At 45.7% G+C, this 26,994-nt stretch carries 18 protein-coding genes; 17 read left to right on the top strand and 1 reads right to left on the bottom strand.

The genetic code is table 11. From position 1 onward, the window contains the following. The first annotated feature begins 20 nt into the window (after positions 1-20). From DXN04_RS13850 to DXN04_RS13840, 3 genes are all read left to right on the top strand, one after another. Entirely contained in the window at positions 21-1,310 is a 1,290-nt protein-coding gene (locus DXN04_RS13850; RefSeq protein WP_116853948.1) for an adenylosuccinate synthase, read from the top strand. A gap of 108 nt (positions 1,311-1,418) precedes the next feature. Continuing rightward, positions 1,419-1,874 carry a hypothetical protein gene (locus DXN04_RS13845; RefSeq protein ID WP_116853947.1) on the top strand — a complete coding sequence of 152 codons (456 nt, stop codon included), beginning with the start codon at positions 1,419-1,421 and terminating at the stop codon, positions 1,872-1,874. A 72-nt stretch (positions 1,875-1,946) separates the two neighbouring features. Beyond that, a complete protein-coding gene (locus tag DXN04_RS13840) occupies positions 1,947-3,188 on the top strand; it encodes an anthranilate synthase component I family protein (RefSeq protein WP_116853946.1) in 1,242 nt (413 codons plus the stop codon). Here DXN04_RS13840 and DXN04_RS13835 read toward each other — a convergent pair. Further along, a complete protein-coding gene (locus tag DXN04_RS13835) occupies positions 3,178-4,098 on the bottom strand; it encodes a TIGR01777 family oxidoreductase (protein WP_116853945.1) in 921 nt (306 codons plus the stop codon). The genes DXN04_RS13840 and DXN04_RS13835 overlap by 11 nt on opposite strands. Positions 4,099-4,284: 186 nt before the next feature. On the opposite strand from DXN04_RS13835, the gene DXN04_RS13830 reads away from it, so the two are divergent. From DXN04_RS13830 to DXN04_RS13765, 14 genes are all read left to right on the top strand, one after another. Further along, entirely contained in the window at positions 4,285-5,799 is a 1,515-nt protein-coding gene (locus DXN04_RS13830) for a hypothetical protein (RefSeq protein ID WP_147319919.1), read from the top strand. A gap of 144 nt (positions 5,800-5,943) precedes the next feature. Then, entirely contained in the window at positions 5,944-6,516 is a 573-nt protein-coding gene (locus DXN04_RS13825; protein WP_116853943.1) for an RNA polymerase sigma-70 factor, read from the top strand. A 68-nt stretch (positions 6,517-6,584) separates the two neighbouring features. Then, entirely contained in the window at positions 6,585-7,505 is a 921-nt protein-coding gene (locus DXN04_RS13820; protein ID WP_116853942.1) for a FecR family protein, read from the top strand. 198 nt (positions 7,506-7,703) lie between these two features. Beyond that, complete coding sequence (locus tag DXN04_RS13815) at positions 7,704-11,213, top strand: SusC/RagA family TonB-linked outer membrane protein (RefSeq protein ID WP_116853941.1); 3,510 nt, start codon at positions 7,704-7,706, stop codon at positions 11,211-11,213. 10 nt (positions 11,214-11,223) lie between these two features. After that, the gene (locus tag DXN04_RS13810; protein ID WP_116853940.1) at positions 11,224-12,807 is read left to right on the top strand and encodes a SusD/RagB family nutrient-binding outer membrane lipoprotein; all 1,584 of its coding nucleotides are present in this window, start codon (positions 11,224-11,226) and stop codon (positions 12,805-12,807) included. A 26-nt stretch (positions 12,808-12,833) separates the two neighbouring features. Further along, positions 12,834-13,448, top strand: coding sequence for a hypothetical protein (locus DXN04_RS13805; protein WP_116853939.1), 615 nt, complete (start codon positions 12,834-12,836; stop codon positions 13,446-13,448). Positions 13,449-13,451: 3 nt separating this feature from the next. Next, complete coding sequence (locus DXN04_RS13800; RefSeq protein ID WP_116853938.1) at positions 13,452-14,747, top strand: M20/M25/M40 family metallo-hydrolase; 1,296 nt, start codon at positions 13,452-13,454, stop codon at positions 14,745-14,747. Between the two features lie 8 nt (positions 14,748-14,755). Then, on the top strand, positions 14,756-17,464 hold the full coding sequence (locus DXN04_RS13795; RefSeq protein ID WP_116853937.1) for a M14 family metallopeptidase: 2,709 nt from the start codon (positions 14,756-14,758) through the stop codon (positions 17,462-17,464). Beyond that, a complete protein-coding gene (locus tag DXN04_RS13790; RefSeq protein ID WP_233525593.1) occupies positions 17,461-18,912 on the top strand; it encodes an amidohydrolase in 1,452 nt (483 codons plus the stop codon). Before DXN04_RS13795 ends, DXN04_RS13790 begins: the two co-directional genes overlap by 4 nt. Before the next feature lie 9 nt (positions 18,913-18,921). Beyond that, positions 18,922-21,609 carry a M14 family metallopeptidase gene (locus DXN04_RS13785; RefSeq protein ID WP_116853936.1) on the top strand — a complete coding sequence of 896 codons (2,688 nt, stop codon included), beginning with the start codon at positions 18,922-18,924 and terminating at the stop codon, positions 21,607-21,609. Between the two features lie 57 nt (positions 21,610-21,666). Beyond that, the gene (locus tag DXN04_RS13780; RefSeq protein ID WP_116853935.1) at positions 21,667-24,003 is read left to right on the top strand and encodes a mechanosensitive ion channel domain-containing protein; all 2,337 of its coding nucleotides are present in this window, start codon (positions 21,667-21,669) and stop codon (positions 24,001-24,003) included. A gap of 126 nt (positions 24,004-24,129) precedes the next feature. Beyond that, positions 24,130-25,164 (top strand): tetratricopeptide repeat protein, encoded by a 1,035-nt coding sequence (locus DXN04_RS13775; protein WP_158569004.1) that lies wholly within the window; start codon positions 24,130-24,132, stop codon positions 25,162-25,164. 9 nt (positions 25,165-25,173) lie between these two features. After that, the gene (locus DXN04_RS13770; RefSeq protein ID WP_116853933.1) at positions 25,174-25,761 is read left to right on the top strand and encodes a Crp/Fnr family transcriptional regulator; all 588 of its coding nucleotides are present in this window, start codon (positions 25,174-25,176) and stop codon (positions 25,759-25,761) included. A 120-nt stretch (positions 25,762-25,881) separates the two neighbouring features. Then, positions 25,882-26,868, top strand: a complete 987-nt coding sequence (locus DXN04_RS13765) for a hypothetical protein (RefSeq protein ID WP_147319918.1) — start codon at positions 25,882-25,884, stop codon at positions 26,866-26,868. Positions 26,869-26,994 lie beyond the last annotated feature (126 nt).

Genomic DNA, 26,994 nt, shown 5'->3' with positions numbered 1-26,994 from the left:
TAAAAATAATATCAATTCATATGGTAGATGTTTTGCTGGGCCTGCAGTGGGGCGACGAAGGCAAAGGAAAGATTGTGGATTATTTTGCAGGCAATTATGATATCATTGCCCGCTTTCAGGGAGGTCCAAACGCTGGTCATACCTTATATATCGACGGTCAAAAAGTAGTATTGCACACGATCCCCTCCGGCGTGTTTCACAAAAACATCATCAACCTGATTGGAAACGGGGTAGTATTGGACCCTGTTACTTTCAAGAAGGAATGTGATAAGATTACTGCACTGGGCGTAGACCTGAAGGCTAACCTGTTCATTGCTGAGAGAACGCACGTGATTGTGCCTAGTCACAGGGCGCTGGACAAGGCATCAGAAATTTCCAAGGGTGCTGAGAAGATTGGTTCTACCCTGAAAGGGATTGGACCTGCTTATATGGATAAAACAGGCCGTAATGGTCTGAGAGTGGGCGATGTACTGCGTGCTGACTTCCGGGAGCGCTATGCTAAATTGAAGGCAAAGCATGAGCACCTGCTGGCTGGTTATGATTTTGCTGCTGAAGTAAGAGCCGAGATTGCGAATGATATTGCTGAATGGGAAGCTGAATTCTTTCAGGCGGTTGAATTCCTGAGAGGCATGAACATAGTAAATGGAGAATATTTCCTGAATGATTACCTGAAAGCTGGTAAAAAAGTATTGGCAGAAGGTGCACAGGGAAGTATGCTGGATGTGGATTTTGGAACGTATCCTTTCGTAACTTCATCCAACACGATCAGTGCTGGTGTATGCAGTGGTCTGGGTATTGCGCCATCATGGGTAAAAGAGGTAATTGGTGTAACCAAAGCATATTGTACCCGTGTAGGTAGTGGTCCGTTCCCTACAGAACTGCACGATGCGGTGGGTGAGAAGCTGCGTAAAGAGGGGAATGAATTTGGTGCAACTACCGGCCGTCCACGTCGTTGTGGCTGGATTGACCTGGTGGCACTGAACTATACCTGCATGCTGAGTGGTGTGACTCAGCTGGTCATGACAAAGAGTGACGTACTGGATGTGTTTGAAGAAGTGTACGCTTGTACCGCATATGAAATAGATGGAAAACAGACCAAAGCGATGCCTTTCCAGATTAATGATCTGGATGTAACGCCAATCTGGGAAAAATATAAAGGTTGGAGCGATGAGACTGCTGCGAAAAGCACGACCTTCAGCGAATTGCCTGCCGAGATGAAAGCCTTTGTAAAAGCTGTTGAAACTTACTTGGGAGTACCTGTGAAATACGTGTCCAACGGGCCTGGAAGGGATCAGATACTGCCACAGTAAAATACTAATAAATTACAAAAAAAAATCGGCAAAAAAAATTTGGCTAATCAAAAAAACTGTTAAAACTTTACGCTAAAGTAATACGCTAAAGACTTAAGTGAACCTATTATGAAATCAAAATCTGATAACGAAAAAGAGACCAAAAAGACGAGTTCTCCAAAGACTACTAAAGCAGCGCCTAAAGCTGCTAGTAAGCCCAAGAAGGAAGAGGAGGACGACGATGATGAGGATGAGGAGGAAACTCCCCGTAAGTCTGCTGCTTCTAAAAAATCAGATAAGCCGGCCTCAAAATCAAAAAAGAAATCTGACGATGATGAGGATGACCTGGATGATGACGATGATGATTTGGGCGATGATGATGATGATAATTGGGGAAAATCCGAAGATGAGGATTACGATCCTGACTTCGAAGAGTTTGACATGCCTAAACCTAAGAGCAAACGTGGCCGTCCTGGAAAGAAAAGTGTAGATGACGATGACGATCTGGGCATCGATGATGAATTCAAAGACATGGGTCTGTTCAACGACAGAGGTGGCTTTGATGATGACGACGACGATTTTTAAGCACTAAAAATCAGCATTATCAGGATATTTCACCATTTCCCGCTTAATGATCAAACGTTATTTAAACAACAGATGTTGAATTGGGCTAACCAATACAACATCTGTTGTTTTTTAGACAACAATCATTATTCATCTTCCTACAACCGGTACGAAGCCATTCTGGCTGCTGGCGCTATCAACACGCTTTCCTGCAATGCCGGCACTGCTTTTTCCCAGTTACAGCAATTTTACGACACTCATTCCGACTGGATTTTCGGCCACCTGGGCTATGACCTCAAAAATGAAGTATTTTCAGGCATCAGCTCCGGAAATGCTGACGGCTTACATATGCCCGACCTGTTCTTTTTCAGACCGGAAACTGTATTGTTGCTGAAAGAGAAAGAAGTGAGTATTGGAGGGTGGAACATGGAGCAGCAGACTGCCGCCGGCATATTTGCCGCTGTGCAGCACACTGCCGTACCCACAGTGACCAAAGCAGTGTCCAATACTGACATTCAAGCCCATATGGACCGTGAGCAGTATATTCATGCTGTACGTGCCCTGCAGGAACATATTCACAGGGGAGACTGTTATGAAGTGAATTTCTGCAGAGAAAACTTTATCCGTGATACGGATGCTGATCCTTCTGAACTTTTCAGGCGACTGAATCAGCTTTCTCCCGCCCCATTTTCAGCTTATTATCATTTTGAGGACAAATACCTGGTCTGTTCAAGTCCCGAGCGCTTTATCCAGAAAAAAGGCCCTTTACTCATATCCCAGCCGATCAAAGGCACCATTAAACGGGAAGGGGATGTGCTGAAAGATAAACAGCGCAGGCTCGAATTGCTCCACAATAGCAAGGAGCGGGCAGAGAATGTAATGGTCGTAGACCTGGTACGCAATGACCTTTCTCATACTGCACTGCAGGGTACAGTGCAGGTAGCAGAACTTTTTGGTATTTATTCCTTTGCACAGGTGCATCACATGATTTCTACGGTGACGGCTATGCCTGATCCGGGGTTGCCACTGACTGAACCCATTAAGCAGGCCTTTCCCATGGGCTCTATGACGGGCGCTCCCAAAAAGCGGGTACTGGAATTAATTGAGCAATACGAGCAATCCAGGAGAGGATTGTACTCCGGGGCTGTAGGATATATTAGCCCTGATGGGGATTTTGATTTCAATGTAGTGATCAGGAGTATCCTGTACAATGCAGGAAACAGATACCTGTCTTTCCAGACAGGATCTGCTATTACTTACTATGCCAGTGCAGAGCAGGAATGGGAAGAATGTCTGCTCAAAGCTGCTGCCATGAAAAAGATTATTACCGCTTAAAGAAATTTTCCATTGCGCTCCTGATGTCCGGATAGGAGAACACAAACCCTGTATTACTGATTTTAGCAGCAGAGACACTTACACTTTTCAGTACTTCCACACTCATTTCACCTAATGCCATTTTCAGGGCAAATGCGGGTACATATACCGGGATAAAGCTTTTGCCCCGGGCTACCTGTGCCAGTGTCATGACCAGGTCCTTGTGTCTCACCGGGTTAGGAGCTACTGCGTTGTAGATCCCGGCTAGATCGGGATTGACGATACCACTCAGGTATAGTCTGACCAGGTCATGGATGTGGATCCATGGCACCATCTGTTCTCCATTGCCGAGAATGGTGGCAAAGCCAAATTTCAGTGGTTTATAGAATTCCTTCAGGGCACCGCCTTCGGGGCTGAGTGCGATGCCGGTGCGGAAGATGAGTACTTTCTTTTGCAGGGACTGCATTTTCAGTACAGCATTTTCCCAGGCTACGCAGGTAGTGCTCAGGTAATCGTCGATAGGAGGATCATTTTCGGTAAAGGGTTCTCCACCTTTGTAGGGGCCATAATAGCCGGTAGCAGAGGCGCTGATGAATTTCTTCACCTTATTGGGTATACGGGAGAGCGCATTGAAAAGGAGCACTGTACTTTGGGTGCGGCTATCTAGGATCTCCTTTTTGCGCTCGGCTGTCCAGCGTTTATCAGCTACGTTAGCGCCTGCCAGGTGAACGATATAATCTGCCTGTGAAAGGGCAGCTTCATCAATTGTCTGGCGATCCACATCCCAGTGTGCATAGGTCACCAACCCGTTTTCTGCGGGGAGCTCAGTTTTCCTGCTCAGGATAATAACCTTATATCCAACTTCAGTAAGCAATCTGGTGAGTGCGCGGCCTACGAGTCCCGTACCACCTGTAATTAAGACCGTGTCCATAGTTAAACTCAAAAGTACTGTTTATTTATATCAATTTAGGTGCCGGCTGCCGTTAATCATGCTTTTGGCGTTGGTAACCCGTAATTCCTTATTTTAGTGTAACCGGTTGGCAGTGGATACAATGAATTCCAGTCGTTTACCGTTAAATCTATATCCTAAAACTGCAATTATTTAAATAAATCAGCAATGCGCATATTATATCTCTATGCTTTACTGTTTTTGTGGAGTGGGGCAGTAATGGCTCAAAAGATCACTTATACGGAACCAGAGAAAGATGATTACAAAAGCACCGAATTTGAAATTATCGGCCGCGTTTCAGGTAATATCCTGGTGTATAAGAGTGACAGGGGCGATTATGTAGTGTCCGTGTACGACAATGCTATGCAACTCAAAGACAGGGTAAAGCTGGACTTTCTTCCCAAAAAACTGATTAGTGTCGACTTTATCAATTATGCCGACAAGGTATATATGTTATACCAGTTCCAGCGTAAAGAGGCCGTGTATAGCTTTTGTGCGACCATGAACGGGGATGGAAAGTTCAACGACGCTCCGGTGTTGGTCGATTCCACCCGTATTGGTTATTATGCCAAGGACAATAACAAAGTCTATTCGGTTGAATATTCTGAAGACAAAAGCAAGATCCTGGTCTACAAGATCAACCAGGACAAGGAGAACGACAACGTATTTTATACCTTCCTGTATGACAGTGCTTTCCATTTTATGAACAACAGCAGGCTCTCGCTGCCTATGGAGTCCAAGCGGCATTTCCTCAGCAACTTCACCCTGACGAATGACGGCGATCTCCTGTTCAATAAACTGGAACGTACCAATAACAGGGATTATATCGTGAGCGGTAGTCTTGTCATCAAGCGTGCAGCAGTTGACAGTTTTGAAACTGTGCCCATGGAACTGAAAACAACCCTGCTGGATGAGGTGAAGATGAAGATCGATAACAATACCCATAAGGCCCTGGTTACTTCCTTCTACTACAGGCAAAAACGCGGGAATGTGGAAGGGCTGTATGTGAGTAAATATGATTATGCGGCGAAGACACTGCTGTATGAAAAAGAAGTGGTCTTCTCACCCGAGCTGAAAAGCAATGCCAGGGGTGAATCTTCTACCAATGCGGCTTTCAACGATTACTTTATCAGGAAGATCATCAATACTAAAAATGGAGGATTCATTCTGACTGCGGAATCCTTCTATACCACGAACCGTAATAACCAGCCATGGAACAGGTGGAACTATATGTACGGTCCTTATGGTATGTATACGCCTTACTACTATTCTCCATATTCACCATGGTACTACAATCCATGGTATAATAACTATAGCATGGGTACCAGGTATAACTATGACAACATAGGAGTCCTGTCTGTGGATGATGATGGTAATCTGCTGTGGAGCAACTTTATCCGTAAGAACCAGTTTGACGAGGGGAATGATTTATACCTTTCCTACCTGATGGTGAATATCGGCAGTGAATTGCGATTCCTGTACAACGAACTGGAGAGAAGAGATTTTATTGTAACAGATACGGGTATTGAACCGGATGGCACCAGTTCGCGCAAGCCTACCCTGAGAAACCTGGATAAAGGGTTTACCTGGATGCCAAGATATGGTAAGCAGATCAGTGCCAGAACTGTATTGGTACCATGCATTTACAGAAGCTATATCTGCTTTGCTAAAGTAGATTTTTAGCATTAGCAATTTCATAGAAAGCCACTTTTGCCGGAAGGTGAAAGTGGCTTTTTTGTTTCCAGAAACCCAAAAAATCCCTAAATAGCTATGAATTATTGATTTTTTTTCGTTTGTTTATATTATCAACCACATCTTTCAGTTAAAATCGCCAATATTATTAAAAAAATAGATACATACAGTGAAGCTGATAGTATTGCCTTATTAATAAACGGCGATAAGGAAGCGTACGAAGCTATCTATCATGAATATTGGCCCCGGTTATTTGCCTATGTCTACAACCGGTTAAAGTCTAAGGAAGTCACAGAAGAGATCCTCCAGGAAGTATTTTTTTCCCTTTGGAACCGGAGGAAGGACTTGTCAGTCACCCACTCACTAAGTGCTTATTTATTCACAGCGGTGAAGTACCAGTTGTTTAATTATATGAAGGCGGACAAGGTGCGGAGAGCTTATGCCAGCAGTTATGCACAATATGTGGATGCAGACCATAGTAATGAACAATACATGGCATATACCGACCTGGTGAATGCCGTAGAAAAGGAAGTATCGCGCCTTCCTGAAAAATGCCAGCAGGTATACCGCATGAGCCGCAACGAGCATCAGTCTATCCAGGATATTGCAGCTGCCCTAAACATTTCGCACAAGACCGTGGAAAACCACCTGACCAGGGCTTTGAAGCACCTGCGTATTGCCTTCAGGGAATATTTCTGGCTGCTATAAAAAATATTTTGATTGTCATTGGGTGTTTGCCCTTTCTCAGTTTACTTACTATATAGAAAACAGGTTGGATGAATAGTAAGGAATTCAAACATATTCTCGATCAGTATACCGCGGGCCAGCAAAACCAGCAACTGGAAGCATGGCTGGATTCATTGGAAGATAAAACTGCAATAGATGCTTTGTCTGCCGAAGAACTACAGGCTTCCAAAGATGCGATGTTCCTGCAACTGCGGCATCGTATTGATCAAAGGCGACCTGTATTTTATTTATTAAAAGCAGCTGCTGCCGTGGCTGTACTGTTAGCCGCGGGATTTATTTTCAGGACCACCTTACTCAATTTTGTCGCACCTCACCGGGCCACTTATGCGACCAGTGAAAAAGGAAAGATTACAAAACAAATTTTATCTGACGGTACCATTGTGTGGCTGAAAGGTGAGAGCAAGCTGGTATTCCCGGTGAAATTTGGCACTGCGGAAAGAGCTGTCACCCTGGATGGAGAAGCCCTGTTCGAAGTAGCAAAAGATGCGCATCATCCTTTTATGATTTATTGCGGATCGCTCACCACCAAAGTATTAGGGACAAGTTTTAATATAAAGAAAACAGGGAAGGAAGTCACCATTTCTGTGCTGACAGGCGCAGTATCCATCAATGGAAAAAACATACTTCGTGAACATGAAAACGCCGTGTATTCAGAGCTTCAATCCACTGTAACGAAAGGCCATGCCAGCAGGGAAGCCGTACACGAATTTACCAAAGGAACAGAATACGACATGGCATTCAATGATGCCAGCATGGAAGATGTGATTCAACGAATAGAGAAAAAATTCGAAATAGATATACAAACCGGAGACACTGCTATCGCCCATAGTCTGTTCACAGCAGATCTGACAGACCAGTCTTTACATACTACGATGGAGATGATTAGCCAGGCACTCAACCTGGAGGTGACAATCAAAGGAAAGACCGTAATAATGCAACTAAAAAAATAAGTCGTCATGAACTATCAACCAGGATCAGGAAGTATCACACAAAAAAACAATTGCCTATGACAGTAGCTAAACAACTACAATACTACAGGATGTAATCCCCTGTTAAGAATGAATGATCGCCCCTGCATGCACTACGCGCAAACGTGGTCAGGGAATGCTTTGCCTTAATCAACCAGAAATCTACAAAGTAATTCGTCTATGAGTGTAAAAGCTTTTATCGGGATAGTGCTGCTCGTCAGTCTATACGGGAGGATCGCCTATGCCCAGAGTATTCTAAACAAAAAGATCTCACTACAGGCAGATGATGAAAGTCTGCGCAATGTACTCAGTCAGATCAAAAACAAAGCCGATGTAAAGTTTGTGTACAGCTCCAATCACATTGCCATGGATACGAAAATAAGTGCCAGGGCAAAGGATGAAGAACTGGGGAGTGTACTGAATAAGGTATTGGGACAACTGGATATCAAATACGTAGTCAATGATGGATTTATTATTTTAAAAGATCACAGTGAACAAAATATTATTGCAGACACCACCATCAGGGGAAAGGTATTGAGCGAAAACGGTGAACCTTATCCAGGTACTACTATTGTGGAGAAAGGTACCAGCAATGGTGTAACTTCCGGCGGGGATGGTTCTTTCTCCCTGAAAGTAAAAACCGGCGCTACCCTGGTGGTGACGGCCATCGGGTATCATGTCATGGAAATACCTGTTGCTGAATCAGGCGTGATTCAATTGAAGGCCGCTGTAAAACAACTGCATGATGTGGTGGTGACTGCGGCTGGTATTGCCCGCCAGAAGACGAGCCTGGGGTATTCAGTGAGCACCGTATCTTCCGACAAATTAGCACAGAAATCAGAACCCGATCCTGTTCGTGCCCTCCAGGGTAAAGTAGCAGGTGTGAATATCTCCTCCGCAGGTGGGGTGGCAGGTGGTGGCACCAATATCACTATCCGTGGTAACTCCTCCCTGAATGGTAATAACCAGCCGCTCTTCGTGGTGGATGGCGTACCGTTTGATAACAGCACCTTTGCCAGCGTAGGTGCATCTACGGTAGGTGGTGTGGGTGTGACCAACCGCGCCTTTGACCTGGACCCGAATAACATTCAGAGTATGACGGTGCTGAAAGGTGCAGCAGCCGCCGCATTGTATGGATCCAGGGCTGCGAATGGAGCCATCATCATCACCACTAAGGCAGGTAAGAAGAAAACCCGCAAAGGCACAGAGATCACTTATAATGCCGGCTATTCTATTGAACAGGTGGCAGGCTTACCCGAATATCAAACCAAATATGGTCAGGGTACGAACAACGATTATCGCCAGGGTGTATATGCCTCCTGGGGCCAACCTTTTGAAGGGGTGGAGAGTATGTTGCCTACACGGTCTACTATCCCTCATCAGCTGACCAGGCAGTTTTCTTCCGCGGTGTTTCCTGAGTTCTATGAAGCGGACGGTGTTACCCCGATCCAGGTGCCTTATAAATCTTATGCAACGCAGAACGCAAAGAATTTTTTCCGCACGGGGAATGTATTTGAGAATGCAATCTCCATTTCTTCCGGTACTGAAAGAGGCAATTTTACAGCTGGTTTTTCCAACACCGACAACAAAGGTGTAGTGCCTGGAAATGAAATCAAACGTACTTCGATGAATATCGGCGGGAATATCAAACTCGAAAATAAATTCTATGCCAGTGGTTCCATCAACTATGTGACAACCCGCCAGAAGACTCCACCGGTAGGAGGTCTCACCGGCTCTATCATGTCTACACTGATGTATGTACCCACCAGCTACGACCTTACAAACTATCCCTATGAAAACCCTATTGATGGTAGTAACGTGTACGACTACACAGGCGTAGACAACCCTTACTGGTCTGTAAAGCACAGTCCTAACACCAGCGATGTAGACAGGTATTATGGTAACCTGATTGTTGGTTTCGATCCCTTCACCTGGCTCAACGTTCAAAATACAATCGGTTTCAATGCTTATACCGATCGTAGAATGAGTGTAAGAGGAAAAGGTTCTTCTTCCTACTCCGCAGGTAGTATCACTACTGATAATATCTACAGGCAGGAATTGGATAACACCCTCTTATTAACGGCGACCCATTCAGTAACTTCCGATATCTCTGTACGCGCCATCCTGGGTAATAATGTGAACCAGCGATTTACAGACCGGAAAGCATTTTACGGAGATAATATCATCGTGGCTGATCTGCATGATATTAACAACACCAGCTCTGTGACCGGTGTTCAGCTCACCAATAACAGGAACCTGCTGAAGCAAAGGTATTATGCCTTCTTCACGGACATCACCTTTGACTACAAGAACTATTTATCCCTGAACCTTGTAGGCCGTAATGATATTTCTTCTACACTGCCTGCCAATAACCGTAGTTACTTTTATGGTGGGGTGAATGGATCACTTGTGTTCACCGAAGCCTTTCAGTTGCCGAAAGATGTGCTGAGCTTTGGTAAGGTGAGAGCAGGGTATACCCGCGTAGGTAATGAAGCATCGCCTTATCAGACAGCTGCTTTCTACCAGATCAATGCCATTCTGGGTGGCGCTACCACACCTTCGAATGTAGGCCTGCCATTCACGCCTGCTGGTGGTAGCACCTATAATATCGTTACGCAGTCTAACCTGTTGACAAATGCTAACCTGAAGCCGGAGTTCATCACAGAACTGGAAGTAGGTACTGAATTGCAGTTCTTCAACAACCGCATCGGTATTGATTTCACTTTCTACAACAAGCGCAGTACTTCACAGATCTTTGAAGTAACCGCTGCACCTTCTTCCGGTTATACTACACAGATCCTGAACCTGGGTGAGGCGACCAACAAAGGAATTGAGATTGGTTTCAATGCGTCGCCAATTCAGAAAAGGAATGGTTTCAACTGGGATATCAATGCCAACTTCACACGCAACAGGAATATGATCAAGGACCTGGGAGGTTATGAAAAATTCAGTTACGGTGGTACAAATGGTACCAGCAGCGTGCACATTGTAGGCAGTCCTTATGGATTGATTCAGGGTACTGCTTATGCACGTGATGATGAAGGAAATATCCTGATTGACCCAAGTTCGGGTAAGCCACTGGTATCCGGTTCACTGAAAGCGATTGGGAATCCAAATCCTGATTTCATCGTAGGCATCACGAACACTTTCCGTTTTAGGAACATCTCACTGAATGTGCAGTTCGACTGGAAACAGGGTGGACAGATGTACTCTAATACTGTAGGTCAGATGATGTCGCGCGGTGTGACCCGTGATACAGAGAAACGTGAATTCCAGATCGTATCGCCGGGTGTACTTGGAGATGCCAATACCCTCACGCCATTATTGGATGATAAAGGGAACAAGATTCCAAACAATGTGGCGATGTCTTACGAAGATCATTTCTTCAATGGTGGTATGGGCCCCGGTGGGGTAATGGAAGGCTCCATCTTTGATGCCACTGTATTCAGACTGAGAGAAGTCGCGTTGGCCTACGAACTGCCAAAGAGCTTCCTGGGCAGAACGCCTTTTGGCTCGGCCAGCATTTCAATAACAGGTCGTAACCTCTGGTACAACGCGCCGAACTTCCCTAAGTACAGCAATTTCGATCCTGAGGTAAGTTCTTTGGGTGTGGGTAACTCGCAGGGGTATGATAACCTCTCTGTACCTACTACCAAGAGATATGGTGTCAACTTAAGGTGTTCATTCTAATTGTATAATTATGCAGTCAAAAACGCTTTTATATATTTCTCTCTTAGCAGGACTTTGTTCCTGTAAGAAGTTTGTAGATATCAATACAGACCCGAACAATCCTACTACTGCCCAGCGATCCCTGTTGCTGCCTTCTACTGAGGTATCGATGGCAGCTAACATGTATGAGCTGAACAGTGGCACGGAAACCTTTGTACAGCATACGGTCTTTTCTTCTGATCTGGGTCGTTACCAACAGCAGGGCACCAGTTTTGATGATCCCTGGGATGGTTTTTACAGCCAGACCCTGAATGACCTGGAGGCGATCATCAACAGTGGTACTACTGAAAATGACTGGGGATATGTAGCTATCGCAAAACTTGAAAAGGCCTACCTGGTGAGTATGATGGTAGATATGTGGGGCGACATTCCTTATTCGGAAGCGGAGAATGGACAAACGAATGTAAGTCCTGCATTCGATAAAGGGGAAACTATTTACGAGAGTGTGCTGAGCCTGATTGAAGATGCAATTGCTGATGCTAATAAAGTATCCACTACTACACTCGTACCTGCATCTGCTGATATGATGTACAGTGGTGCAAAGGCTTCCTGGATAGCAATGGCACATTCACTGCAGTTAAAACTCTACAACCAGATCAGGCTTGTAGATGCCAACCGCTCAGCTACTGCTATCAGGGCACTGATCACTGATTCAACGCTGATCAATAATAATAACCTGGATTATACATTTAAGTTCGGTCCTTTGCAAAACCCGAACAACAGGCATCCATGGCATCGGTCAGAATACCAGTCCAGCAAAACGTTCTACATGAACCAGGCGTTTATCGATCTGCTGTTTAATAACGATGATCCAAGATTGCGCTATTTCATTTTCAGGCAGAATGCTACTGCGGGGCTGAACAACTCTACTAACAGCAACGGTTATTATGGCCGTAATCCGGGTGATGGAACGGCAGCTCCTGCGGACCTGAATCGCCGTTCTACTTTTGGTATTTATCCGGCTGGTGGTTTGTATGACAATGCGAGTATCAACAATCTCACATCTGCAAATGTGTATCTCACCAATACTGATGCCACTGGCAGTGTAAAGGTGGTTGCTTCTACTGATGGTACGGGATCAGGCATCATTCCGTTGATCACAAATGCGATGGTAAAATTTATCAGGGCAGAGGCTGCACTTACGCTGGGTACGGGGGACGATGCGCGGCAGAATTTTGCAGATGGTATCACGGCGCACCTGAATAGTGTAAGTACCTTCAGTTCTACCCGGGGAGGTGTGACGATACCAGGAGCAACGATTACGGGATTTGTGAATAAGCAGTTGGCTGCTTACGATGCTGCTGATGCTGCGGGCAGGTTATCGCTGGTGATGACGCAGAAATATATTGCGACTTATGGCAATGGCATGGAGACATATAATGATTACCGCAGAACAGCATTGCCTGTATTGCGCACGCCATTGTCGCCACTCAATACATTCCCACTGCGCCTCTATTATTCACAGACAGAGCTGAGTGCGAATACCAGCCTGGGAGAGGATGTGAGCAGTCTGCAGGTGGCACAGCAAATTACGCCGGTGTTCTGGGATAAATAAGCTACTTATCAACCAAATTATTATTTATGAAGCCAACAATATTCATGCTTTCAATATTATTGATCTGTGCCTGTAAAAAGGCACATTATGAGTGGGAAGATTATCAATACACTGCTGTACCGATTGTAACGATCGATACGACCAAATCGGCGCTGCCTACCCGCCAGGCAGGTAAGGTAGTGTTCTTCAACAAGAAGGCGGCTGACCTGGCATCGCAGCAGTTTTCCTTTACATTGGAATGGGCGGGGTTCAATAAAGTGACGGTTACTTCTATCGAGGTATACAATAGTTACAATAAAGCGGAGAGCAGTGTACCCGCTTATCCATTGGTAATCTCATCGCCGGGTAACCAATATACCAATATAGCACAGTTTCCGCTGCCAAGTATCGTAGGGGCGAATGACCATTTGTACGAAACAGTTACAGAATTCCCAAAAACTTTTATCTTCACAGCAGCGGAACTGGCTGCACTAAATAATGTTGACCTTAGTGCAGTGGCTGTCAACGATTATTTCCTTTTCAAATTCATTCTGAACCTGTCCGATGGCAGGAGAATTGTCACCTTCTACAATAATATCTGTGATGAATCCCGTGGCGAACCGGGAGATTGTAGGGTTGGAGTAAGATTTAAAAACCAGTAAGCAATGAAGAAAATAATTTTGACAGCTGCACTGTTGCATACGGTGATGAGTATGTATGCGCAGGACCGCAAAGGAGTGGCCGATAAAAAGTACCTGACCGAAATCAAATCGCTTGCAGAGAAACCAGTGGTGAAGAAAGCGTTTCAGACGATTGTGGATATGGAACCACAGACGATTGCTAATCACATTTTACTGACAGAAATACCAGCACCTCCCTACAAGGAAGAGGTAAGGGCAAAGCAATATGCATCTATGCTGAAGGCAGCGGGTGCTGACAGTGTATGGACGGATAATGTGGGGAACGTGATCGCCCTGCGCAAAGGTAAAGATGGAAAAAAAACTGTTGTACTGGAAGGGCATATGGATACTGTATTCCCGGAGGGTACCGATACTAAAGTAAAACACAGGGGCGATACCCTGGCAGCGCCCGGAATAGTGGATGATACCAGGGCACTGTCTGTAGTACTTACTGTGCTGACGGCGATGGAGAAAACAGGGATTGAAACAAATGCCAATGTACTCTTTATCGGTACTGTAGGTGAAGAAGGGCAGGGGGATCTGAGAGGTGTGAAAAACCTGTTCAGCGATAAAGGTCCGGGAAAGATAGATACTTATATCGCGATTGATGGCTGGATGAGCGCACATGTAAATCACAGGGGCCTGGGGTCGCATCGTTACCGCATTACTTTCAAAGGACCGGGCGGACATTCCTCTGGTTCCTTTGGCCTGGGTAATCCGCACAATGCACTGGGCAGGGCGATTGCTTACTGGTGTGTGGCGGCTGACTCTCTTACAAAGGCTCCCGGCTTACGGCTCACATACAATGTAGGTGTGATTGGTGGGGGTACTTCTGTAAATTCCATTCCATTTGAGAGCTGGATGGAAGTGGATATGCGATCAGAAAGTCCGGAGCGTGTAGCGGCCTGTGATCAACTATTACATGCTGCTGTAGCCCGTGCGCTGGCAGAAGAAAACAAGATGAAAAAATCAGGTGCTAATCTTACTGTCGACATGAAGCTGATTGGCGACCGGCCTTCCGGGGTGGGTGATACTGCACAGTCCCTGATTCAGCATATGATGGCGGTGATCACTTACATGGGTGATACACCTTCTTTGACGGTAGGTTCTACCAATTCGAATATTCCTATTTCCAAAGGTATTCCCGCTATTACCATTGGTACAGGTGGTATAGGCGGCAATGCGCATGCACTCCCTGAGTGGTGGGTGAATGACAAAGGATATAAGGGCATCCAGCAGGCACTATTGATCTTATTGGCGGAAGCCGGTATAGCAAAATAAAAAGGCTTATGACTAAACCATTCTACGGCATGCTGCTCTTGTTAACACTCACGCTGACCACAGCCTGGGCGCAGCAGCAAATCCCTTCTCCTAAAGAACATTTTGGTTTCAACATTGGAGATGATTATCAACTGGCGAACTACACTCAAACGGAAGCTTATTTCAAAAAACTCGCAGCGAGCAACCGAACGAAGCTGGTAGACATCGGGCTGACGGAAGAAGGCAGGCACCAGTACATGCTCATCGTCTCTGCACCTGAGAACATGCAGCAACTGGAGAAATACAAAACGATTTCTCAGCAACTGGCTCATGCCGAAGGCCTGACTGATGACCAGGCAAAGGCACTGGCTGCAACAGGTAAAGCCGTTGTATGGATTGATGGTGGTTTGCACGCTACTGAAGTAGTGGGCTCTCACCAGCTCATCGAGAGTATGTACCAGTTAGTGACCCGTACTGATGAGGAAACCATGAACATCCTGCAAAATGTAATCATTCTCTTCACACATGCGAACCCTGACGGGCAGGAGCTGGTAGCCAACTGGTATATGCGTACGGAAGATCCGAAGAAGCGGGCGATGAACATTCCAAGGTTGTATGAGAAGTATGTAGGCCATGACAACAACAGGGACTTTTATATGATGAATATGAAAGAGAGTCAGAACATAGGCCGGCAGCTGTTCGTAGAGTGGATCCCGCAAATTATGTACAACCATCACCAGCGTGGGCCGGCAGGTTCCGTGCTGGCAGGGCCTCCTTACCGTGATCCGTTTAACTATGTATTCGATCCGCTGATTGTAACGAGTATTGATGCAGTAGGTGCTGCGATGAATAACCGCTTGAATGCAGAGAATAAGCCGGGTTATACACAGCGGGGTGGTTCCCAGTTTTCTACCTGGTGGAATGGTGGGCTGCGTACGGCCCCTTACTTCCATAACATGATTGGCCTGCTCACGGAAATCATTGGTGGACCCACACCTGAGACGGTGCCACTGGCACCGGAAAGATTAATTCCAAATGGTGCAACGCCGAACCCGGTCGTGCCACAGGAATGGCATTTCCGCCAGTCGATAGACTATTCAGTGTCGCTGAACTATGCAGTGCTGGACTATGCAGCGAAGTATAAGAGCACCCTGCTGTACAATATTTATCACATGGGTAAGAATGCGATTGACAGGGGGAATGAAGATCACTGGACATTCTATCCCCGCTTTGTAGATAGTATCAGAACAGCTGCTGCTGCGGCTAAAAAAGATTCTGCAAAGAAGGAAGAGAGTGGTGGCGACCTGTCTTTGGGAAAAGAAGATACAATTGTCAATACTTATTTTGCTACCTACTTTAAGAATCCTGCTTACAGGGATGCGAGGGCCTATGTGATCCCTGCTGACCAGGAAGATTTTCCGACAGCGGTGAAGTTCATCAATGCCCTGAGTCGTGCGGGTGTTACAATTCATAAAGCGACAGCTGATTTTACGATAGCTGGTAAACATTATCCTGGGGGGTCTTATGTAGTAAAGACTGCACAGGCATTCCGTCCGCATGTACTGGATATGTTTGAACCGCAGGACCACCCGAATGATTTTCAGTATCCCGGTGGACCTCCTATCAGGCCTTATGATGCTGCGGGTTGGACATTGGCATTTCAGATGGGGGTGAAGTTTGACCGGATCCTGGATGGTGTGAATGTGCCATTGACACAGTTGCCTTACGGGCAGATAGAGTCGCCACTGGGCAATACGATTGCGATAGCGAAGAAAGGATATTTATTGAATCCCGGGCAAAATAATGTTTTCATTGCCGTGAATGATTTGCTGAATGCAGGGATAAAAGTTTCAAGAATGGCATCAGGTGCATTTTATGTGCCTGTTTCTTCAAAATCAACAGCACTCTTAACAAAAGCGGCGAATGAGTGGGGGGTAACAGTTGCTCCTGTTGATGTAATTCCCGCAGGACTAAAACCTGTAAGCCCTGCCCGCATTGCTATCTGGAATACCTATGGTGGTTCTATTCCTGCAGGTTGGATGCAATGGCTCATGGAGCAATATCATTACAAGTATACCATGATTTATTCACAGGAGATTGACAAGGGTGAGCTGCGCAAGAAGTATGATATCATCTTATTTGCTACAGGTGCTATTCCTGATACAGGCAAGCCAAAGCGGGACAGTTACTGGTTTGGCAAACTGCCTAAACCGGAAGAATTATCGGCTGAATTCAAACCCTGGTTAGGACGTATTACAGCTGATACTTCTGTGCCCCAGTTGAAGAAATTCCTGGAAGCGGGTGGCAGCATTGTTACCATAGGTACCAGCACCAACCTGGCTTATCATTTAAAACTGCCGGTGAAGAATGCACTCATCGATCCTAAGACGAAAAAGACATTGTCAGGTGCAAAGCTCTACATCCCGGGCAGTTTACTCATTGCAGATGTAGATACTACTGCTGCTGAGAATGCGGGTATGCATGCAAAAACCGATGTGTATTTCGATCGTAGTCCGGTATTCAATGTCAGTGGAGATGTGAAGAAATTGATGTGGTATTCAACCGCTACTCCGCTGCACAGTGGATGGGCCTGGGGACAAAGTTACCTGAAAGATGGAGTGGCTGCATTTGTAGCACCTATAGGCAGTGGAAAATTATATGCCTTTGGTCCTGAGATTACTTTCCGCGGACAATCACATGGCACGTTTAAATTACTATTCAATCAACTCTATAAATGATGAAGCGCGTAATAGTATCCCTGCTATGTTGTGCACCGGCTTTCGTGTATGCACAAAAAGCAAATAAAGATAAAACGGCGATCATTGCTGCACTCGATGCGCAAGCGCCTGCTTATACAACAATAGAGCAAAAGATCTGGGGTTTTGCAGAAGTGGGGTACCAGGAGGTGAAGAGTTCTGCATTGTTACAGGAGAAACTGACACAGGAGGGCTTTGCGGTGAAAGCTGGTATTGCCGGCATCCCTACAGCTTTTGTAGCTACTTATGGGAGTGGTGAACCTGTAATTGGTATTCTCGCAGAGTTTGATGCATTGCCGGGATTATCGCAGGAAGCCAGTCCTGAAAAGAAAGCCATCATTCCTGAAGGTGCAGGGCATGGATGTGGGCATAATTTATTTGGTACTGCATCTGTCGCTGCTGCTGTAGCCGTAAAGGACTGGATGAAAGCAAGTGGTGGTAAAGGCACCTTGCGGGTATATGGTTGCCCGGCGGAAGAAGGGGGTTCAGGTAAAGTGTATATGGTGAGAGCCGGATTGTTCAATGATGTAAGTGCTGTATTGCACTGGCATCCGGGCAATGACAACGCTGCAGGCATCGCACCCTGGTTAGCCAACAAAAATGCGAAGTTCAGGTTCTATGGGGTAGCTGCCCATGCTGCCGGTGCTCCTGAAAAAGGGAGATCAGCGCTCGATGGGGTAGAAGCCATGGATTATATGGTGAACATGATGCGTGAACATGTACAGCAGGATACACGTATTCACTATGTGATCACCAAGGGTGGTGATGCACCGAATGTGGTTCCTGCTTTTGCAGAAGTTTATTACTACGTACGTCATCCGGATATGCAGGTAGTAAAAGATACCTGGGACCGGCTGGTGAAATGTGCAGAAGGAGCAGCTTTAGGTACTGGTACGACTATGAAGTATGAAGTAATCGGTGGTGTGTACAACATGATGCCGAATGAAACCCTGTCTCACATGATGGATAAAAACCTGCACCTGGTGGGAGGATTTAAATATACTGCGGAAGAAAAGGAATTTGCTAAGAAGATTCAGGCAACTTTTATCGATCAGAAGAATGTTCCGGACATAGATAGTGCATCTATGACGGTACAACCATTTACCATTGTCAAAGAGGGAGGTATCGGTTCTTCTGACGTAGCTGATGTAAGTTGGGTTACACCGACTGCTGGTATGAGTGCTGCCACCTTCGTAGCAGGTTCCGGTGGTCATAGCTGGCAGAATGTAGCTGCTGCCGGTTCCAGCATTGGTGCAAAAGGAATGATGGTGGCTGCCAAGACGATTGCACTCACTGCCTATGACCTGTTCAATGACCCTGCTGCTGTAAAATCTGCACAGGCAGAACTAAAAGAACGTCGGGGAAAAGATTTCAAGTATGAAGCCATGCTGGGCGACAGAGCACCGGCACTGGATTACCGGAAGAAATAAAACCATCTTATGAAATATTTATTGTCTGTTATCATATTGTGTTGTGCCACTACTTTGTATGGGCAAACAGTTCCTTCTCCCAAAGAACATTTTGGTTTCAATATGGGAGATGATTACAAGCTGGCGAATTATACACAGACCGCTGCTTATTTTCAAAAGCTGGCAGCTAGCCCTCGGGTAAAGCTGGTGGATATTGGTCTTACAGAAGAAGGCAGGCATCAGTATATGCTTGTCATCTCTTCGCCCGGGAATATTCAGCAATTAGAAAAATACAGGAAGATTTCGCAGCAACTGGCACGGGCCGAAGGGATCAGTGAGCTGCAGGCAAGAGCGTTGGCTGCAGGTGGTAAGGCGGTAGTATGGATTGATGGTGGATTGCATGCTACCGAAGTAGTAGGTTCACATCAGTTGGTAGAAACGGCTTATCAATTGATCAGCAGGAATGATGATGAAACTAAACGCATCCTGGATAATGTGATCGTGTTGATGACACATGCCAACCCGGATGGACAGGAGCTGGTGGCTAACTGGTATATGCGTAATGCAGATACCTTGAAACGCAGTACTGACCAGGTGCCTGTGCTGTACCAGAAATATATTGGGCATGATAATAACCGTGACTTTTACATGATGAATATGAGCGAAAGTTTCAACATGGGTAAGCAGCTGTTCCTGGAATGGATGCCCCAGATCATGTATAATCATCACCAACGCGGTCCGGAAGGCTCTGTACTGGCAGGGCCTCCATACCGCGATCCGTTCAACTATGTATTTGATCCTTTGATGATCACGGGTATCGATGCATTGGGGGCTGCGATGTACAATCGCCTGAATGCAGAGGATAAACCAGGTTATACCAGGTTGAATGGTTCCAGTTTTTCTACATGGTATAATGGTGGCTTGCGGACCACAACGCAATTTCACAATATGATCGGCTTACTCACCGAGATCATTGGTAACCCTACGCCGGAGAAGATTCCCGTGGTTCCCCAGCGCTTAATCCCGAATGGCGCTACGCCGAACCCGGTATTACCACAGGATGTATGGCACTTCCGTCAGTCTATTGACTATTCCGTATCGCTGAACTATTCAGTGCTGGATTATGCTGCCAGGCAGCGTGATGAGGTCCTGTACAACATTTACAAGATGGGTAAGCATGCAATTGATCGTGGTAACAGGGATAACTGGACCTTATCGCCAAAGGGAGCAAATGCAATTACTGCTGCATATAAAAAAGATAAGAATGATACCACCAAAGATGATGGCAGTGATCCTTATGGCTGGATGAAGAGAGGCAATAATATCCCCATGTCTTACTATGATGCGGTATACAAGAATCCTGATACCAGGGATCCAAGAGGCTATATCATTTCAGCTGACCAGGCAGATTTCCCTACAGCAGTGAAGTTCATCAATGCACTGATTAAAACAGGTATCAGCGTGCAAAAAGCAAGTGCTGCATTTACGATAGCCGGTAAGCAGTATCCGGCGGGATCCTATATTGTACGTACCAACCAGGCGTTCCGCCCGCATGTATTGGATATGTTTGAGCCACAGGATCACCCGAATGATTTTCAGTATCCTGGAGGTCCTCCTATTCATCCTTATGATGCTGCGGGTTGGACATTGGCTTACCAGATGGGTGTGCAGTTTGACAGGATCCTGGATGATTTTAGCGGTCCGTTTACACAATTGCCTTATGGTGAATTGCAGGAAGTGAAAGCAACAAAATTGCCAGCCAGCAAAGGTGGATATTTAATAAGTGGAAAACAGAATGATGCATTTACTGTAGTCAACCAATTATTGAATGCAGGTGTAGATGTGTACAGAACAAAGACAGGAGATTTCTATGTAAAGACATTGAAGGATGTGGCGGTGAATGTGCAGGCAGTCAGTAAGAAACCTGCTGACCTGGATAAAATTAAACCGGCCCGTATTGGTTTGTGGGACAGCTACGGCGGCTCTATTCCTTCTGGTTGGGTAAGGTGGTTGCTGGAACAATACAAGTTCCCGTTCAAAGTGATTTACGCCAAAGACATCGACAAGGGTGACCTGAAAAAAGACTATGATGTCATTGTATTTGTCACCAGGGCTATTCCGCCATTAAAAGGTGAGGAAACCAACCGTTATGGTTTTTCGCAGAAAGCACCTGCTCCGGATGAAATTCCTGAACAATACAGGGGGATGCTGGGCAAGATCACAAAGGATACGAGTATTCCCCAGCTGAAGGCATTTTTAGAAGCGGGTGGTAATATTGTTACGATTGGTACCAGTACCAACCTTGCTTATCATTTAGGCTTACCTGTTACGAATGCATTGGTTGAAAATGGGAAGCCCCTTCCGGGAACGAAATACTTTATACCTGGCAGTATCCTGAAAGCCAGTTTTGATAGTACCCTGATGGCTGCTTATGGCATGCCTGCCAATGGTGATATCAATTTCGATAACAGCCCTGTCTTCAAAATTGATGCGGGGGCAAAAGATGTGAAACCTATTGCCTGGTTCAGCACAGATACTCCTTTGCACAGTGGCTGGGCCTGGGGCCAGGCTTACCTGAAAGGCGGTGTCGCCGCTTTTTGTGCACCTGTCGGCAAGGGAATGTTCTATGCTTATGGACCTGAGGTGACCTTCAGGGGGCAGTCGCACGGCACGTTCAAGTTACTCTTCAACACACTATATCAGGAAGGGGGGCGATAAGCCCCCTTTTTTATAGCGAAAATTGGCATATATTTCCGCCATGATTTATCGCTAGATATGAAAAAACCTATTCTCCTCCTGCTACTGATTGCTCTAACCAGTAGTTTCGTGCTTGCGCAAAAAGCACCTCCAAGAGCTGTCGATACCACCTTATTCGGCGACAACAACCAAGCAACAAGAAGTGATTACCTGGCAGGGTTTGAAAAAGTTTTTCAGACCATGAACAAGGTCCCTCTTGTCACCAGTTCCTTTACCCGTGTACAAGACATTCAGGCGCATCTGAAAGATGCTGATTCTATATTGGAAATTCTGAAAGACCGTTTTGCCGGTAATGACAAAAGTCTCAATATTCGCAACCTTCAGATGTACCAGTCCTTATTGGAAGAACTGGACAACACCATGAATGAATTCGGGAAGGTGCTGAATGGATATGACCAGAAACTGGATGATGTAAGAAAGGAAATCAGGGATCTCCGTAAGGATACGCTAATGCGTGGTCTGTTCAGGGATTCTGCCCTTCGAGCTACTTTCATCCCGCAGCTGCAAACCCTGCGTACAAAGTTCAGAAGAGCTGATAGTCTGGTGAAAGCCAATACAGCTATTCTCAATGATCTGAAAGCAAAGGTTTCCACCGATGCCATCGTCATTGAAGAACTGGGATACCAGACAGAAGAAGCACTTAAAACTGCGGGTGGCCGTGCTTTTACAAAGGAACGCCTCTTCCTGTGGGAGCCTGTTACAGCGCAGGGTCGCAGACCTCCTCCCGGTGGATTTAAAAAATCAGTAAATGCGGAGCAGCAACTTGCCAGCTATTATTTCAGGAATACCCGTAGTAAGCGCTCCCTGTTATGGATTATTGGTATTGCCTTCTTTGTCTGGATCAATTACAACTTCCGGAGTCTGAAGAAATTGAATAAGCTCAGTGCCATCAAGGAATTTGATTTCAAGTATGTAAAGGCATTGCCCTGGCTCATGACCTGTGTGCTGATTTTGAACCTGGCTCCCTTATTTGATCACAATGCACCTGCTATTTACATAGAGACCACGCAGTTCATGCTGATGGTGTTGCTGACACCTGTCTTTTACAAAATACTCCCCCGGCAGATCTTCATGGGCTGGGGATTGTTTATGCTCTTATTTCTCTTCCTGCCTATCATCAGGGTATTAGGTTTGCCAATACGGCTGATGCGGTATGCGAATGTGGTGCATGACCTGGTGGCAGTGGTGATTGGCCTGTTGTACATACAAATCCGAAGTTTCCGCAAAGAATATCGTTTGATGTGGTGGGCGGTGATCCTGTATACCTTCCTGAATACACTGGCGGTATTGATGAATATATTTGGCCGTGTCACCTTGTCACAGATCTTTAGTGCTACAGCGGTATATGCCCTGGCACAGGCCGCGAGTCTCAGTATATTTGTACAATTGGTTATTGAAGCCTTCCTCTTACAGATACAGGGTAGCCGTATCAGGAAGCGCTATCCGGAGCACTTTGATGTAGCGGATATCAAGAAATCATTGTTCCGTTTTATATCTGTATTGGCAGTGTTGATCTGGGCAATTGTATTCAGCACCAACCTGAATATCTACGATGCATTCAGCACCGGATTGAAGGCATTGTTCCAGGCATCAATAGTGATTGGTAGCAGTTCCTTTACTATTGGTGGGGTAGTATTGTTCCTGGGTATTATCTGGATTGCTAATTTCCTGCAGAAGTACATTGCTTACTTCTTTGGGGATATTGGGGATGATGCGGCCTTTGATGATAAGGGGCAGCGTTCAAGGCTGCTGGTGACGAGGCTGATCCTGCTGGTGCTTGCTTTCCTGCTGGCTATCAGTGCTTCAGGCTTGCCGGTGGATAAGATCACAGTGATCCTTGGTGCATTGGGTGTAGGTATTGGTCTGGGTTTACAGAGTATAGTCAACAACTTTGTATCTGGTATTATCCTGATCTTTGACCGCCCTTTACGTATTGGAGATACAGTGGAAATAGGGAGTAAGAAGGGGCGTGTAAAAGAAATCGGGATCCGCAGCAGTACCCTGCTTACCGAAGATGGGGCAGAGGTGATTTTGCCAAACGGCGATGTGCTCTCCAAAGAGATTACCAACTGGACCCTGAGTAATAACAATGCCAGGATCAATTTCAACTATAAGGTCGCTAAACTTGAAGATGCAGCCACAGTGAAGCAGGAACTGAAAGATCTGATTGCAGCCAATGACCAGGTGATGGCCAGAAGGGAGATCGAAATCATTATGAATTTTGTAAGTGCTACAGTGATGTCGGTGAGGATTGCTTTCTGGTGCAGGGATATTATGAAGGTGTCTGTGGTAGAGGCAGAGATTAACAATGCGATCTACAATTACTTTGAGCAAAAGGGGATTGTGACCCAGTAAAAAGAAATGTTAAAAAAGAAAAGCCCGGTACGCCTTATGGAGTCCGGGCTTTTTTTTCATCCTATATTCGTAACGACTTAACCTCTTATGCAGAAAATTACCTTATTACTGTTACTAAGCATATGTATGGGACAAGCTGCGATGGCTCAGGCTGACAGGGACACAGCAGATGCCAGGTATAAAACAGCGATAGCGATGATGGAGGACGGAAAGCCAGCGGCAGCAATACCATTGCTTGAAGAAGCGATTCGATTGAATCCGGATGAATGGGCTTATCATTATGAGATTGCGTACTCGAAATACATGCAGCAGGATTATAATGGCGCTGTAGAGATCCTTAAAAAGCTGATCAAACGAAAAGATATCAACAGCCGGGTGTACCAGCTGTTAGGCAATGCGTATGACCTGAGTGGAAAGCGGGATAAGGCGCTGGATGCATATGAAAAAGGCCTGAAGGTGTTTCCGGCGGCGGGTAACCTGTACCTGGAACGTGGTGTAATGGAAGTGAATGTAAAAGACTATACGAAGGCCATGAGTTATTTCGAAAAGGGGATAGAAGTGGATCCAATGTTTCCTTCCAATTATTACTGGGCATCAAAAATCTTCCTGGGTACCCAGGAGGAGGTGTGGGGGATGATCTATGGGGAGATCTTCCTGAACCTGGAGAGGGGGTCGAAGCGCACAGACGAGATAAGCAGGCAGTTGTACCTGACATATAAAGGAGAGATCCAGTTTAAAGACGATACTTCTGTGTCAGTGAGTTTCTGTAAGCAGAATACCATGGCGGTATCGCCGGACGGTAAGTTGCACCTGCCCTTTGGGATTGCGGTGTATGAGCCTTTGTTACTCATATCGCTGGCGGGGGAGAAGATTATAAGTTTGCCTGCACTGAACAGGATCAGGACCCGCTTTGTGGAAAACTATCAAACCATGCCTCTGGCTAAAAGTAACCCGGTGGTATTGTTTGACTATGAGCAGCAGGTGAAGGAGGCGGGCTACCTGGAGGCATATAATTACTGGATCCTGGCGGAAGGGGATGAAAAGCAGTTTGAGGAATGGAGAAGTGAGCATAAGAAGGAATGGGAGGAATTCATAACGTGGTTTAAAAAGAATCCATTGAAGATCACGGAGGAGAATAAGTTTTATAGAGGTAAGTATTAACTTAGGTGTATGACGGAACTGGAAATATTAGAACAGACGATCAGGAGTTTTTCGGGGATTGATGAGCAAAGTTTTGCATTGTCATTGCCCTACTGGGAGTTGAGAACCTACCAGAAAGGTGAGTATTATAATGAATACAGGAATGTGTGTAAGCATTTGGGTTTCATTGTAAACGGTGTTTTCCGCACCTATTATGTGAATGCGGAGACGGGGGAGGAGAAGAACATGTTGTTTTATACTACCGGGCAGATGGTAACGGCGTTTAAGAGTTTTCTGACCCGCCGGCCCTGTAATTTTTATACGGAGAGTATGGTGGAGTCCACCGTGTTATATATACATGTGGATCATTTGCAGGCATTGTATCAACAGTCTCATGAGTGGGAGCGTTTTGGCAGGTATATAGCCGAGGTAGCTTTTAACCTCATGATGGAGCATACGGAGGATTTCCTGTTCAAGAGTCCGGAGGAGCGGTATTTGCAGATGGTGGAGCAGCATCCGGAGATCTTTAACCAGGTGCCTTTGTATCATATTGCTTCTTACCTGGGTATAGCGGGGCCCTCTCTGAGCCGGATTAGAAAAAGGATGCAGAAGAAATAAAAAAAGAAGGAAAAGCAGGCCCCGGGCCGGTGAAAAGTTCAAAGGAGACACTACCAAAATTCCTAATATTTTGATTTACCTTTGGAACGCTTTCAAAAAAGTAGAAAAGAGAATCAGATTGTGGTTAAATTCTTCCGCTCCGGCAACCCTCTAACAGTATTGCTGCTGTTAATATATACATTGGTGGTAAAATTTCATTACCTCTATTATCCGTCCACTTACCTGGCCGACGGTTCCGAAGGTTTATTATATGACTTGCTGGTGAAATGGCTCAAGGCACTTGTAGGCCCGAGTCCATTCTTTTTTACCTCGCTGGCGGTTTTGCTGCTGCTCTTGCAGGCCCTGCTGATCACAAAGATTGTGAATCACCAGCGTCTCTTTGCGAAGCCGAATTATTTACCTGCTATGGCGTATATGCTTTTTACGTCATTGCTGCATGACTGGAATGTGTTTTCACCTGCCTTGCTGGTGAACCTGATTATGCTCTGGGTATTCTCTTCCATCACTTTGCTTTATACCCGCACCTCTGCGAGAGATGTGGTTTTTAATATAGGTTTTGCGCTCGGGATTTGTGGATTATTCTATTTCCCGGCAATTATATTCTGTCTGCTCTTGTTAATGAGTTTGTTGATAATGAGGCCTTTCCGCCTGGCAGAGTGGATTATAGCCCTGTTGGGACTGGTGGGCCCCTTGTATTTGCTGGGTACTTATCTTTTCCTGACAGACCAATGGGCTTTGTTCACAAAGATCCCAAGAATTGGTTTTTCCATAGAGCTCATATTGCATTATAAGGTATGGGGTGCCATTGTGTTCAGCGTGGTATTTTTCCTGCTGGGCTGGCTGCTGTTGCAGCGGAGTCTGAAGAAGATGCTGATTCAGGGCAGGAAGATCTGGGGGGTATTGGTCATCTATGTGTTCGTAGCGATGCTGATTCCTTTCTTCAATATTCATTTTTCACCTGCTTACTGGGTACTGGCCATTTTGCCCTTGTCTATGTTTGTCGCCAATGTTTACTGGTCGATCCGGAACAACACGATGGCGAATGTCATTCATATTCTAACTGTTGCTTATGTGATTGTTATGCAATGGTTTAGTAACAATCATTAGCAGCGTTCCCGGCCGCTTTTATTTTGAACGGCTATGGAAATGTGCAGGCGGCACAGTAATTTTGTGGTTTTTCCGGTACTTTGCGTTCAATGGTCCTGGACGTAAAAGTTGGTTAAAATCAATGAG

Source organism: Chitinophaga silvisoli (assembly GCF_003412465.1).
Classification (GTDB): Bacteria; Bacteroidota; Bacteroidia; order Chitinophagales; family Chitinophagaceae; genus Chitinophaga; species Chitinophaga silvisoli.
Note: the sequence above shows the minus strand (reverse complement) of the source record. Positions and strands in the feature narration are given on the sequence as shown.